Source organism: Klebsiella sp. P1927 (genome assembly GCF_018204675.1).
Taxonomy (GTDB): Bacteria; Pseudomonadota; Gammaproteobacteria; order Enterobacterales; family Enterobacteriaceae; genus Klebsiella; species Klebsiella pneumoniae.
On sequence record NZ_CP073377.1, the window covers coordinates 2,044,124 to 2,057,585 of the forward strand.

Here is a 13,462-nt window from a genome sequence, read left to right on the forward strand (position 1 = left end):
TCTCCTCACAGATCCAAAACCAGACCCGGCGATTTCGCCCGCGAACAGCAGAGCGTGATCTGGTCGTTGCCGGCTTTCTCTTCCGCCGTCAGCACGCTGTCCCGGTGTTCGGGGATCCCGTCGAGGACCCCGGTAATACACGACCCGCACATTCCCTGTTCGCAGGAGAGCATTACCTCCACCCCGGCGTGCTGTAATACCTGAGCAATGGTTTGATCCGCGGCGACCTGCAGGCGCTGCCCGCTGGAGGCCAGCTCAATATAAAACGCATTTTTCGCTGCAGTATTATTTTCCGTCGCGGGAGTAAAACGCTCGAAAACGAATTGCGACGGCGACCAGCGATATTCCTCCATGACCGACTGCAGTCGCTGAATAAAACCCTCCGGGCCGCAGGCGACCACTGCGGTATCAGGATCGGGCGTGGTTAAGCAGGCGGGGATCCGCTGGCGAAACGACGCGCCTTCCTCGCTACAGTGGATCGCCACCGTGCCGCCCGCAGCCAGCTGGGTCAGGCGCGGGGAGAAGGCCGTCTGGCGCGCGCTGGCGACATAATAATGCAGCTCCAGCCCCCCCTTTCTGGCGGCAATCGCTTCGGCCATCGCCAGCAACGGCGTGATGCCGATACCGCCGGCAAACAGCAGGTAGCGCCCGGCCTCCGGCAGGGGAAAATGGTTGCGCGGAGGCGAAATGGCGAGCCGATCGCCGGCTTTGAGCTGCTGGTGCAAATAGCGTGAGCCGCCGGTGGAGGTGTCAGTCAGCCTGATGCAAACTTCATAGCCATTGCCGCGGTCAGGCATGCCGCACAGGGAATACTGCCGGGGGCCAATGCCGGGGATAATAATATCGATATGCGCCCCGGCAGAGTAGGTCGGTAATATTTCCCCGGCCGCCGCCTGCAATATTAATGATAGATTTCCCTCTCCGTTGGGGCGTATTTCCCCGACCGAGACCGAAATAAGATCGTGGCTGTGCATTACCGTTTACTCTCCCTCATTCCGCTGTCTGCAGGGCGGCCAGGGGCGGCGAAGAGATAACTCCCCTTCGCGGTGAACTGTCCGGCGTGCAAGAAAATGGGTGAAACGATCGTTTCTCCGCTATGAATGCTACGGTATTGTGATAAAACTGTTGCGTCCAGAGCTTTGATTCGCACAACCCGTTGCAAAAAAGAGAGCACCCAAACCATGTTTGCCTTCTCCCGATTTCTGCTCTATTTCACTGAAGTGGCCCGTCAGGGATCGTTTCGTAAAGCGTCAGAGGCGCTGCATGTGTCGGCGTCTTCCATCGATCGTCAGATTTTGCGCGTGGAACAGGAACTGGCGATGCCGCTCTTCGAGCGCCATCCCACCGGGCTGAGGCTGACCGCCGCCGGGGAGCTGCTCCTGCACGCGGCCAATAACTGGAAAAAGGACTTTACCCGGGTCTGCGAGCAGCTGGACGATCTGCGCGGGTTGCGGCGGGGGCATGTGCGCATCGCCACCATCGATGCCATTAACCGGCATTTCTTTTCGACGATGCTCAAAGAGGTGCATAAACATTATCCCAACATCTCTTTTACATTGACCACCATCAACAATATCCACATCCAGCAGGCGCTGATCTCCGGCGAGGCGGATTTCGGGATCATGCTCAATCCCCAGACCTCTCGTGAACTGCAGGTCCGGGCGTTTGCCGAGATGAATATGGGGATTGTGGTGCCCACCGGCCATCCGCTGGCCAGCCGCAGCGCGGTGCGCTTTAGTCAGTGCCTCGACTACCCCTTTATCCTGCCGTCCGCCCCATTGATGATCAGCGAGCCGGTGGAGGCGCTGGTGAACATCAGCGGCAACGAGGTAAAGGAGGTGGCGGTATCGAATAACATTCACATGATCCGCACCCTGATCAAAGAGCAGATGGGCATCGGCATCCTGTGCCGGCTGGATATTCTCGATGAGATTGAGTCCGGCCAGCTGGCGTTTGTGCCGCTAACCGATCCGCAGCTTAAGCCTTTCACCCTGGCGCTGTGCGTCTCGCCCGCCCGCCAGCTTTCCCTTGCCGCCTCGATGATGTTGAACCAGCTGGAGATGCTCTTCAGTCAGCTGTGAGCGACCAGGCAGGCACTAAAATCATTCATTAACGCACCATTATGGTGCGTTTTTGGTGTGCGTGAATCAAAGGTTGCATGCCCAAGGGCGGCGGCGCAGGCGATTTCTCGCGGCCGCTCGCAGGCGTTTAAATCTGGCATTGTTTTTGTATAGCTGAGTGTGAGTAGAAGCGGTCAGTACGGGTTATCCATACGGGACATTGCTCAGTCACCATGTCGCGGTTCAATGTTGACCGGGATGGGAGGCTGAGCCACATTCGCTCGCTCCCCCTCCCGGCGTAAAGAGGAGAGGGATATGAAAACAGGCGCACGCCTTCCCCGGGGCATACGCTGGCTGGGCCTGATGGCCCTCGGCGGTGTCTCGCTGGCCGTTCAGGCCGAGGAGAAAATCGTTCTGCTGACCTCCTGGTACGCCCAGGCGGAGCAGGGGGGTTATTATCAGGCTCAGGCCACCGGGCTGTACAAAAAATATGGTCTCGACGTCGAGATCCGCTCCGGTGGACCGCAGGTCAACGGCATGCAGTTGCTGTTGTCGAAGCGGGCCGATGTGATCATCGGTTACGACCTGCAGCTGCTGGAAGGCATTCAGCGCGGCTTCCAGGCAAAGGCCATTGCCGCGCCCTTTCAGTACGATCCCCAGGGGCTGCTGACCCATGCCGATGTCACCTCCCTGCAGGGGCTGAAAGACAAAACCCTGCTGGTCTCCAGCTCCGGTCAGGCGACGTGGTGGCCGTGGCTGAAGGCGCAATACCAGCTGAGCGACGCGCAGGTTCGCCCCTATACCTTCAATATTCAACCCTTTGTCGTCGATGACGCTGTCGCCCAGCAGGCCTATGTCAGCTCCGAGGTGTTCCAGGTGCAGAAGGCCGGGGTGAAGGCGAACTTCTTCCTCTTTTCCGAACACGGCTATCCCCCCTACGGCGGCATCCTTATCGCCCGCCCGGATACCATCGCCGAGCGTAAAGCGGCGATGGCGAAGTTCGTCCGCGCCTCAATGGAGGGCTGGGTGAGCTATCTCAAGGATCCGGCGCCGGGAAATGCGCTGATTAAGCAGGACAACCCGAAAATGACCGACGATCTGCTCGCCTGGGGCGTGACCCAGATCCGTGAGCATCACCTGATCGACGGCGGGGATGCCGCCAGCCAGGGCTGGGGGACGATGACCGACGCGCGCTGGCAGAAGACCCGCGACTTTATGGTCAGCGCCGGTCTGCTGGCGGCGGCCACCGACTGGAAACAGGCCTACACCACCGAATTTGTTCAGGCCATGCAGGTTAAACCCTGAGGAGCGACGCCATGTCATTAATGATTAAAAATGCCCATGCCATCCTCAGCGGTCTGCCCGGAGAGGCGGCGCGGCTGGCCGGGCCGGATATTCGCATCCGCGACGGCAAGATTGCCGCCATCGGCAGCCTGACGCCGCTGCCGGAAGAGCGACAGATCGATGCCCGCGACTGCGTGATCTATCCGGCATGGGTGAACACGCACCACCATCTTTTTCAGTCGCTGCTGAAGGGCGAGCCGCAGGGGCTGAACCAGAGCCTGACGGCCTGGCTGAGCGCTACGCCGTACCGCTTTCGCGCGGCTTTCGATGAACATACCTTTCGTCTGGCGGTGCGCATCGGCCTGGTGGAGCTTCTGCGCTCGAGCTGCGCCAGCGTGGCGGATCACAACTACCTGTACTGGCCGGATATGCCTTTCGATACCTCGGAGATTGTCTTCAGCGAAGGGGAAGCGCTGGGGATGCGCATCGTTCTGTGCCGGGGTGGGGCGACCCAGGGCCGGGCGGTGGAGCAGGATCTGCCGGTGGCGCTGCGTCCGGAAACCTTCGACGGCTATATGGCGGATATCGAACGGCTGGTCAGCCGCTATCACGACCCCCGGCCCGATTCTCTGCGCCGGGTGGTGATGGCGCCCACTACCGTCCTGCACTCCGCGCCGGGCGCCCAGCTGCGGGAGATGGCGAAGCTGGCCCGCCAGCTGGGGATCCGGTTGCACAGCCATTTATCGGAAACCGTCGATTATCTCGACGCCGCGCGGCAGAAATTCGCCATGACGCCGGTTCAATTCTGCGCGGAACACGACTGGCTGGGAAATGACGTGTGGTTTGCCCATCTGGTGAAGCTGCTGCCGGAGGAGATTGCCCTGCTGGGCCGCACCGGAACCGGCATCGCCCACTGCCCGCAAAGCAACGGCCGGCTGGGCAGCGGCATCGCCGATCTGCTGGCGCTGGAGCAGGCCGGGGTCCCGGTCTCGCTGGGGGTGGACGGCGCTGCCTCCAATGAAGCGGCGGATATGCAAAGCGAAGCCCATGCCGCATGGCTGCTACAGCGCGCGCGCAAGGGGATGCTGGCGCAGCCGCGCTACGCCGGGGGCGCCTTCGAGGGGGGGCCGATGCGGCCACGGTGGAGGATGTGGTGCGCTGGGGCAGCGCCGGCGGGGCGCAGATCCTCGGCTTAGCGCAGAGCGGCACCCTGCAGGTCGGGATGCAGGCGGACCTTGCCATTTACCGGCTGGACGATCCGCGCTACTTCGGCCTGCACGATATGGCCATTGGGCCGGTGGCCTGCGGTGGGCGCGCCGCGCTGAAGGCGCTACTGCTCAATGGCCGCCCCATCGTGGAAGACGACGCCATTCCCGGTCTCGACCTTGACGCGATGCGTCACGACGCGCTGGCGGCCGTCCGTACCCTCCAACAGCGCGCCGCTGTGTAACTGATAACAGGATAATGACGATGACCTCGACCACCCAGAATCAACGCTACGCCTTACAGGAACTGGAAAAAGAGGCGCTGATGGGCGCCCAGGGCGAAGAGACCTTCGCCCGCGAAGTGCGCTGTATCGACCTGTCGAACTTTGCCACAAGAAAAAATGACATTGCCGAACAACTGTGGGAGGCGGCGGTGGAGATTGGCTTCTTCCAGGTCAGCCATCACGGTATTCCGCTGGCGGATATCCGCCAGGCGTTCAGCATGACCGAGGCGTTTTTCGACCTGCCCGACGAGGTGAAGCGCCAGTATCCGCTGGCCGGCAACGCCGGCTGGGAGAGCAAAGCGCAGGTCCGGCCATCGACCCGCACGCCGGATCAAAAAGAGTCGTATCAGATCACCCGGCCGCTGATGGCCGGGCGCTGGCCCAGCGATCGGGAGTTTCCAGCATTCAAGCAGACGATGCTCGGGTTTGAATCGCAGTGCTGGCAGCTGGGGATGAAGATCCTCTCCTGCTTTGCTTTGAAGCTTGGTTTTCCGGAATCGTTTTTCACCACCGCGCACGATCCGCAGCGTGACACCTACCAGAGCACCTTGCGCATGCTGCATTACTATGCGACCGAGCAGTCGCAGCAGGGGATGTGGCGGGCCGGCGCGCACACCGATTTTGACTGTCTGACGCTGCTGTTCCAGCGCCCCGGCCAGGGCGGCCTGCAGGTTTGTCCCGGTAAAGACCGCGAAAGCCAGCAGTGGACCAGCATTGAGCCGCGGGAGGAGGTGATCACCTGCAATATCGGCGATATGCTGATGCGCTGGAGCGACGACCAGCTGCCGTCTAACTTCCACCGGGTGAGAAACCCGCTGCCCCATGAATATCAGGGGCCGCGCTACAGCCTGGCGTTTTTTTGCCAGGCCAATAAAGATGTCGAGATCCTCGGGCCGCAGAGGAAGTACCCGCCCATCAGCGCCGAGGATTATCTGCAGCAGCGGATCCAGGCCAATTTTGCCAAAGGGTAAGATGCTGCCTTGAGAGGTATACCTGCCGCCGGCTTTCGCTGGCCGGGCGGCAGGATATCCGGCGCTGAGCTTTTCAGCTACCGTGTTAAGTTCCCTGGTGTCGTTGAAATAACTGAAGAATATCCCCTAAGCGTCAGCAGCAAGCTACCTCGACTAAGGACCTCGAAATCACGCCCTTTATGTCGTAAACGCCGTAAAGCCAGCGCTCCGGGGTTAAAGGGATTACCTTAACTTTCTTGATTGCTGTTAGTGGGTTCAGGCTAACCAGGGCAGGGCGGAGGCAGAATTTATAGGCTGGTAACCGGCTACGCCGGGCTTTCGGCGCCATTTGACTCCACAGACACATGTAACCTTATCTGGCGCCTCCATGCCGCTGACGCGGCATTCAGAAGCTTTCCGATGCTGTAGGTTTTAACGTCTGCTTTGTGCCGATTCTGTTGAAAAAGTAGCGGCCTCCCCATGCCGTTGGCAAAATTGCTTTGTCAGCGAGCGTGGGGGCGAACAGCATGATGGGACAGTTACCGGGAGGACAGCAGCGCCTGTTCTACTCGTTCAATCTGGAAGATCACGTCCCGGCCCAACATCTCCTGCGCAGCATCGACCAGTGCTTGGATCTCAGTGATCTACGTGCCTACCTGGCAGATTTCTATAGCCCCATCGGGCGTCCCTCGATTGACCCGGAGTTGATGGTGCGCATGCTGGTCGTCGGCTACTGCTATGGCATTCGTTCCGAGCGGCGATTGTGCGAAGAGGTGCACCTGAACCTGGCCTATCGCTGGTTCTGCCGGTTGGGTCTGGAAGACGAAGTCCCCAATCACTCGACCTTCTCGAAGAATCGCCATGGGCGTTTTCGTGACAGCGATCTATTCCGCTGGTTATTCAATGAGGTGCTGCGGCGCTGCATGGCAGCCGGCCTAGTCAAGGGTGAAGGTTTCGCCGTCGACGCCAGCATCATTAAGGCGGATGCCAGCCGGCAACGTGGGGTGGCGGGAGATGAGGTCGATTGGAACGATCCAAAGCTCAGCAGCCGCGCAGTGCGCGAGTACCTCGAAGCCCTTGATGAAGAGGCGCTGGCTGAGGCTCTTCCCAAGAAAATTTCGCTCACTGATCCTCAGTCCCGTTGGACAGCAGCGCCAGGTGGCCCGGCCTTTTTTGCCTACTCCACGAATTACCTGATCGACACTGAGCACGGTGTGATCATGGACGTGGAAGCTACCCCGGCGCACCGTACCGCCGAAGTCGATTCGACTAGGACGATGGTCGAGCGTGTCGAGGCGCAGTTCGATCTCACACCGGAACGCCTTATCGGCGATACCGCTTATGGCACCGCCCCGATGCTGGCCTGGATGGTCGAAGAAAAGGACATCGAACCGCATGTGCCGGTGTGGGACAAGACCGAGCGCAAGGACGACAGCCTCTCCAGTAACGACTTTCACTGGAGTCAGGACGCCAATGAATATCGCTGCCCAGCCGGCAAACCGCTACGCAGTGAATGGCGCGCCTTCACCCAGCAAAGGTCGCGGGTAACTAAGGCCAAAACCGTCATTTACCGCTCCAGCCAAACCGACTGCGCCACCTGCCCGTTGAAAGCGAAATGCTGCCCCAACACGCCGAATCGGAAGATCGTCCGCAGCATCCATGAGGCTGCCCGCGACGTGGCTCGACGCATCGCCAAGACACCGGAGTACCTCGTCTCTCGCTGCGAACGAAAGAAGGTGGAGATGCTTTTCGCCCACCTCAAACGGATCATGAAACTCGACCGTTTACGACTGCGTGGCCTAACGGGTGCCACTGACGAATTCACCTTGGCTGCGATGGTGCAGAACCTGCGCCGCATGGCCAAGCTTTTGCCTCAAGGGCCACCGCTGACGGGATAGGTATGCCTGCTACGAGCAGAAACCCTCAAATTAACCCTTAAACCTGAGCAAGGACGCTCAGTGAAACGCCGGAAGGCAACTTGAAGTGGCTTGCAGCCACTTCGACAGCAGGCACACCTGATCGGCAGGCTGCCGCTAAAGCTACTTTTTCAACAGAATCTGCCAAATGCTGACGCTCAGGAATTGAGTTTCAGGTACTTTAAAAGCGAGGCTAGCGACTCGACAGGTCCAGCGTGACAACTAGGTGAGCGGGTTTCATCCCAGGGCATTGCATCATCAGTGCAGAAGTCTCCTGCACATTCCATTTCAAGACGTTCGTCAATTAAACCAACAGGAACCCAGACATAAGGTACGTCTCGCAGACTGTTAGGCACAGTTGAGCCACATACATTGCAAAAATCTGTACGGTACCCCGTTGGCTTAGACCATGAAGCAATGCAGTTTTCCCCTTTAATCCAGCGAAACTCACTGTCTTTGACTAGTGTGGCGAGATTGTAACCCACACCGCTCTGCTTTCTGCAAAGCGAGCAATGACAACGATAAAACACTGCTGGTTTATGAGTAAGTTCAAATTCAATTGTTCCACACAAACAAGATCCATTCATTTCAAAACCATTCCTGCAAGGTCTAAGAGATTTTATGAAACATTACCATCTTTTTTGTACTGAATAGGAGCGCTCTTTTTGGCAACTCAAAATCAGCTATCAGTCGGTCTGAATATCCGCTCTTCGCTCACAGCGGACTTTAAACTCACCCAGTACGCCCGCTTCGAGCCAGGAGCGCACATTTTGAAAGCCATCAAGTCCTTAGTTTGATGCCCATCGGAATTGTTTACTTTACAATACCAGCTACGAACAGCCTAACTAAAGCCAGGTGATCACGTGCATTCAAACATGATTGAATACCTTAATATTTTCGTACAGGTTGTTGAGCAGGGCAGCTTTACAAGGGCCGCTGACATTCTGCAGATTCATCGTCCCACCGTGAGCAAAGCGATACAGCAGATAGAGGACGACCTCGGCGTAAAACTCATCCATCGCACTACCCGTAAGTTGAGCGTTACGGCTGAAGGGGAGGCGTTTTATCATCGTGCCAGGCTTGTATTGTCTGAAGTTAATGACATGATGGCGAGCTTTTCACCTACCCTTCCACCTCGGGGGCGGCTCAGGATTGATGTCCCGCTGGCGCTGGCTCACGCCATACTGATCCCTAATCTCAAACATTTCCAGTCACTGTATCCTGACATTGATGTCATATTGGTTTCATCGGACAAAAAAACCGATCTCATTAGTGAAGGTGTGGACTGTCTTGTCCGCCTGGGTGAGCTTCAGGATTCGAGTTTTATTTCCAGACGTCTTGGTGACATCAGGATGGTCACCTGTGCAGCCCCGTCTTACTTGCAACAATATGGACGACCGGAAACACTTGCGGATCTGGATCAGCATCGGGCAATAAACTTTTTCAGCGACCACAGTCGTGATGTGATGGAATGGAAATTTACTAAGGACGGGAAGATTGTTTCGTTGCGTCCCGTAGGCAGCATGCTGGTTGATAATTCAGATATTCTGCTCTCCTGTGGACTGGCGGGCCTCGGCATAATCCAGGCCACCTTTAACGCCCTTGCTCCACATATTGCTTCCGGCGCTCTTGAAGAGATTCTGACGCAATACCCTTCTGTGTCTAAGCCTGTGTCGGTGCTGTATCCGGACAGGCACTACCTTTCGCCCAAAGTACGGGTCTTTATCGACTGGTTCAGTGAAGTTCTGACCATGCAGAACCGCTGAAACCAATGGATTGTTAACAGATAATTAATACTGAAGTTCCCTGTCAGCTATTTTTGGTACGTTTATAGCAGCGTAGATTGTCAGTAAATAAACCGGGCATGTCTTCAACAATATTCGAAAGATGTGCTGATAACTGACGAGAGCTGAATATGTCTAAAGTTGTTACCTTTAACCGCACCGGTGGTCCGGAAGTTTTGGAAATTGTCGATATGGAGGTGCCCGCACCAGCAGCGGGTGAAGTTCAGATTCGCGTGCAGGCTATCGGTCTTAATCGTGCAGAAATCATGTACCGCAACGGCCAATATGTTATTGAGCCGGAATTTCCGGCACGTCTTGGTTATGAAGCGGCTGGCGTTGTGCAGGCCGTAGGTGAGAATGTTGAGGCGTTTACCACTGGCGATCTGGTCAGCGTAATCCCTTCGTTTATGTTTAATGAATACGGCATGTACGGCGAACTGGTCAATGCACCTGTGCACGCTGTTGTGAAGCATCCTGAAAATCTTTCCTTTGAGGAAGCCGCTGCAAGTTGGATGATGTATGTCACTGCATATGGCGCGCTGGTTGAATATGGCAACCTTCAGGCTGGGCAGAATGTTGTGATCCGCGCAGCATCAAGCAGCGTAGGACTGGCTGCCATACAGATTGCTAACATGCTGGGTGCTAAACCCATTGCGCTTACCCGAACTGCCGAAAAAAGAGACATGCTTCTTAAAGCGGGTGCCGCCACTGTTATCGCTAGCGCTGAGCAGGATATGGTTGCGGAAATCAATCATGCGACAGATGGCATGGGCGCCCATATTGTTTTTGATCCTGTCGGTGGGCCGGACGTGGCAAAACTGACCCAGGTGATGGCACCGCAAGGGATGTTCTTCCAGTACGGCGCGCTAGACAGCCGCGACCTTCTTGTGCCTGTCTTTGATATTCTCGGTAAGCATCTCACGCTGCGTGGATATGAGCTGTTTGAAATTACGACGGACCCTGAAAAAATGGCACGCGCAAAATCCTTCGTCACCGAAGGGTTACGTTCCGGCAAACTGAAACCTGTCATTGATAAAACATTTCCGCTTGAGGATATTGCGGATGCACAGCGCTATATGGAAGCAAATGGACAGGTTGGCAAAGTCGTTGTAGTGGTTGAGTAAACCTCAAACCCACTAACCGTTCACCCAGATGAGCTGGTATGAAAGGTGAAGCGGAGGGCCATACGCTGCAGATCAGGATTCAGCGGTGCAGACTTTTCTGACCTAAAGGGAAGGGGGCGGCACACTCTGCTTCAGTGGGGGTAGCTAATCACCTCAAATTGTTAGATACAAGGGGTGGGGGTGCCGATGCGGGTGACAAGGGTATCTCTGCCGCAGCCATAAAATCGATAAAACAGCGTATTCGCGGTGACAGATAGCGGCTGGCGGGCCACAGGACCGAGAAATGCCCATCCTTGACGCAACAGCCGGGCAACACCTCCTGCAGTTGTCCCTCATCCATTGCCTCGCGCACGACAAAATCAGGCACATAAGCGATGCCCATCCCCGCCACGCTTAAGCGAATGGCGGCCTCAATGTTATTGACCGTCATCACGGCAGCGGCCCTGAAATCTCCCGTCAGTCGCATACCGCGCAGTTCCCAGGGCTGGATCAGCCCCGTCGCGGGGAAGCGGAAAAAAATGCACTTGTGTGCCGCCAATTCCGCTGGTGAGCCGGGAACGCCGTATTCCGCCAGATAGGTCGGACTGGCGCAGAGCACAAAACGAAAACCTCCCAGCTTTCTGGCGATCAAGCGGGAGTCCGCTAATTCACCGCTGCGGATAGCGACATCAACTCCCTCATCGATCAGATTGACCAGCCGGTCGCTAAAGTCGAGATCCAGTTCAACCTGCGGATAAAGACGGCTAAAGGCGGTGAGGGCGGGGAGCAACAGGCGGTAGCCAATGACGGGCAGTGAAATCCTCAGTTTGCCGGTGGGCTGTGAGAGACTGCTGGTCAGCTCTGACTCGGCCTCCTGGATCTGCTCCAGGATACTCTGACAGCGGGTCAGAAATGCGGCCCCCTCCGCCGTCAGGCTGACGTTTCTGGTGCTGCGGTTGAACAGCCGGACCCCCAGTTTATGCTCAAGCCGGGCGACATTCTTACCCACCGCCGAGGCAGATATGCCCAGCAGCCTGGCGGCCTGAACAAAGCTTAGCGTTTCGGCGGTGCGGACAAAGGACGTCAGCGAGGTGAGGCTGTCCATCGATTATAAACCTTATGTCTCTTAAGAAGATATTTTCAGTCTATTTATCGGCAAGAACATCCGCAATAGGATGGCGACAGTTTATTCTTTCTTGCCGACTGATGAGGGCCGCCCGATGTTACTCCCCGCCAGAACACCTTCCCGATACGCCAGCGCCCTGGCCGCGCTTTCTGTCTTTATGGCGGCCTTGCTGCTGCCGTTAAGTTTTACCGGCGGTGTCATGACCACCCCCGCGATACAGCAGTCGCTGGGCGGCTCTCCCGCTGCGCTGTCGTGGCTGACCAATGGCTTTATGCTGACTTTCGGCAGCTTTTTGCTGGCCGCAGGGGTGACGGCGGATGCCATCGACAGAAAACGTATTTTTATCGCCGGCGCCGCGCTGTTGTGCCTGAGCAGCCTGCTGTTTTGTCTGACGCACAATCTCTTCCTGTCAGGCGTGTTGAGGGCGCTGCAGGGCCTGGCCGCGGCGATGATTTTAGCCAGCGGCAGTGCGGCGCTGGCCCAGCTGTATGATGGCGCCCAGCGGACGCGGGCATTCAGCATCCTCGGCACGGTGTTCGGCATTGGCCTGGCGTTCGGTCCGCTGCTGATCGGCTTCATGATCGACGCGGTGGGCTGGCGCGGCGTATACGCCCTGTTTGCGCTGCTCTCGGCAGGGGTTCTGCTTATAGGCCTGGTATCTCTGCCTGCGACAGAAAAAAGCGAGCCGCGGACACCCGACAACCTGGGCTTAACCCTGTTTACGCTGGCCCTGATGCTGTTTACTGCATCGCTTATGGTCATTCCGGCCCGCGGTTTTTTATCCCTGACCACGCTGGCCTTGCTCATCGCGTCGGGGGGGCTGTTCGTGGCGTTTGTCGTACGCTGCCGGAGGGTGAACAACCCGGTGCTGGAACTCTCCCTGCTGCGTCATCCGCGTTTTGTCGGCGTACTGTTGTTGCCTGTCGCCACCTGCTGTTGCTACGTGGTCCTACTGATTATTGTTCCACTGCATTTTATGGGCGGAGAGGGGATGAGTGAGTCGCAGAGCGCACTGTATCTGATGGCGCTGACCACGCCGATGCTGGTTTTCCCATCCGTTGCGGCCCTGCTCACCCGCTGGTTTTCACCGGGGCAGGTGTCCACGGCGGGACTGATGATGGCCTCCGTCGGGTTGTTGTTGCTGGGCGATGCTTTTCACAGTAACCACCTCCCGCAACTGGTGCTGGCGCTGATCCTCTGTGGGGCGGGGGCGGCGCTTCCCTGGGGACTGATGGATGGCCTGGCGATATCCGCTGTGCCGGTCGCCAAAGCCGGTATGGCGGCAGGCCTGTTCAACACCGTACGCGTTGCCGGCGAGGGGATCGCCCTGGCGGTCGTCTCCGCGGTATTAACGGCAAGCAATACCCTGACCCTGCAGAGTCGCGTTCACGGGTATGCCCCCGAGGTGATTCACCGCGCCGCAGGCTGGCTGGGGGCCGGCAATATGCCGCAGGCGGCTGCGCTTTTGCCTGATTTTTCCCTCCGGGTGCTGCGCGAGAGCTATGACTCTGCTTATACGCTACTGTTTAGCGGGCTGGCGGTCGTCACCCTGCTGTGCGCCCTGATGATCTGGCTGACGCTATGCCGGAAGGGGGGCGCTATCCAAACCCGCGACAGTGGATCCTGAACCCCCTTGATAGCGCGGTGGCGTCACGCTTCCCGGTCTGCTCAGCGAACCGGAACTGTTATTGTTTCGCTGACGGAATTATGCTGATTAGGGCGGCCATATGCGCCGCTCCGGCAACGGAAA

At 57.6% G+C, this 13,462-nt stretch carries 10 protein-coding genes and 1 pseudogene; 8 read left to right on the forward strand and 3 right to left on the reverse strand.

The window, feature by feature from the left end:
• Positions 1 to 5: 5 nt before the first annotated feature.
• Positions 6 to 974 (reverse strand): PDR/VanB family oxidoreductase, encoded by a 969-nt coding sequence (locus tag KB892_RS10325; protein ID WP_014343144.1) that lies wholly within the window; start codon positions 972 to 974, stop codon positions 6 to 8.
• Positions 975 to 1,181: 207 nt separating this feature from the next.
• On the opposite strand from KB892_RS10325, the gene KB892_RS10330 reads away from it, so the two are divergent.
• The 5 genes and pseudogenes from KB892_RS10330 (at position 1,182) to KB892_RS10350 (ending at position 7,681) form a co-directional block, all read left to right on the forward strand.
• Positions 1,182 to 2,081: a LysR family transcriptional regulator gene (locus tag KB892_RS10330; RefSeq protein ID WP_002908057.1), complete on the forward strand. Its 900-nt coding sequence runs from the start codon at positions 1,182 to 1,184 to the stop codon at positions 2,079 to 2,081.
• 294 nt (positions 2,082 to 2,375) lie between these two features.
• Entirely contained in the window at positions 2,376 to 3,365 is a 990-nt protein-coding gene (locus KB892_RS10335; RefSeq protein ID WP_004175804.1) for an ABC transporter substrate-binding protein, read from the forward strand.
• Positions 3,366 to 3,376: 11 nt separating this feature from the next.
• Positions 3,377 to 4,794: pseudogene (locus tag KB892_RS10340) on the forward strand (amidohydrolase family protein).
• Between the two features lie 20 nt (positions 4,795 to 4,814).
• Entirely contained in the window at positions 4,815 to 5,804 is a 990-nt protein-coding gene (locus KB892_RS10345; protein ID WP_004200157.1) for an isopenicillin N synthase family dioxygenase, read from the forward strand.
• 506 nt (positions 5,805 to 6,310) lie between these two features.
• Entirely contained in the window at positions 6,311 to 7,681 is a 1,371-nt protein-coding gene (locus KB892_RS10350; RefSeq protein ID WP_000971921.1) for an IS1182-like element ISCfr1 family transposase, read from the forward strand.
• 176 nt (positions 7,682 to 7,857) lie between these two features.
• Here KB892_RS10350 and KB892_RS10355 read toward each other — a convergent pair whose 3' ends face one another.
• Positions 7,858 to 8,286 carry a GFA family protein gene (locus tag KB892_RS10355; protein WP_001554382.1) on the reverse strand — a complete coding sequence of 143 codons (429 nt, stop codon included), beginning with the start codon at positions 8,284 to 8,286 and terminating at the stop codon, positions 7,858 to 7,860.
• A gap of 288 nt (positions 8,287 to 8,574) precedes the next feature.
• Here KB892_RS10355 and KB892_RS10360 point away from each other — a divergent pair, with 288 nt between their 5' ends.
• Both KB892_RS10360 and KB892_RS10365 read left to right on the forward strand, forming a co-directional pair.
• Positions 8,575 to 9,465: a LysR family transcriptional regulator gene (locus tag KB892_RS10360; RefSeq protein WP_004189627.1), complete on the forward strand. Its 891-nt coding sequence runs from the start codon at positions 8,575 to 8,577 to the stop codon at positions 9,463 to 9,465.
• Between the two features lie 149 nt (positions 9,466 to 9,614).
• Positions 9,615 to 10,607, forward strand: coding sequence for a zinc-dependent alcohol dehydrogenase family protein (locus KB892_RS10365; protein WP_004189630.1), 993 nt, complete (start codon positions 9,615 to 9,617; stop codon positions 10,605 to 10,607).
• Positions 10,608 to 10,755: 148 nt separating this feature from the next.
• On the opposite strand, the gene KB892_RS10370 is transcribed toward KB892_RS10365, so the two are convergent.
• On the reverse strand, positions 10,756 to 11,691 hold the full coding sequence (locus tag KB892_RS10370) for a LysR family transcriptional regulator (RefSeq protein WP_004200156.1): 936 nt from the start codon (positions 11,689 to 11,691) through the stop codon (positions 10,756 to 10,758).
• Between the two features lie 115 nt (positions 11,692 to 11,806).
• On the opposite strand from KB892_RS10370, the gene KB892_RS10375 reads away from it, so the two are divergent.
• Complete coding sequence (locus tag KB892_RS10375; protein WP_004200155.1) at positions 11,807 to 13,339, forward strand: MFS transporter; 1,533 nt, start codon at positions 11,807 to 11,809, stop codon at positions 13,337 to 13,339.
• The last annotated feature ends 123 nt before the right edge of the window (positions 13,340 to 13,462 follow it).

Coding starts and splice junctions, on each gene's coding strand:
- KB892_RS10365 (WP_004189630.1), top strand. CDS start 9,615: ATGTCTAAAGTTGTTACCTTTAACCGCACCGGTGGTCCGGAAGTTTTG.
- KB892_RS10335 (WP_004175804.1), top strand. CDS start 2,376: ATGAAAACAGGCGCACGCCTTCCCCGGGGCATACGCTGGCTGGGCCTG.
- KB892_RS10375 (WP_004200155.1), top strand. CDS start 11,807: ATGTTACTCCCCGCCAGAACACCTTCCCGATACGCCAGCGCCCTGGCC.
- KB892_RS10330 (WP_002908057.1), top strand. CDS start 1,182: ATGTTTGCCTTCTCCCGATTTCTGCTCTATTTCACTGAAGTGGCCCGT.
- KB892_RS10355 (WP_001554382.1), bottom strand. CDS start 8,286: ATGAATGGATCTTGTTTGTGTGGAACAATTGAATTTGAACTTACTCAT.
- KB892_RS10350 (WP_000971921.1), top strand. CDS start 6,311: ATGATGGGACAGTTACCGGGAGGACAGCAGCGCCTGTTCTACTCGTTC.
- KB892_RS10345 (WP_004200157.1), top strand. CDS start 4,815: ATGACCTCGACCACCCAGAATCAACGCTACGCCTTACAGGAACTGGAA.
- KB892_RS10325 (WP_014343144.1), bottom strand. CDS start 974: ATGCACAGCCACGATCTTATTTCGGTCTCGGTCGGGGAAATACGCCCC.
- KB892_RS10360 (WP_004189627.1), top strand. CDS start 8,575: ATGATTGAATACCTTAATATTTTCGTACAGGTTGTTGAGCAGGGCAGC.
- KB892_RS10370 (WP_004200156.1), bottom strand. CDS start 11,691: ATGGACAGCCTCACCTCGCTGACGTCCTTTGTCCGCACCGCCGAAACG.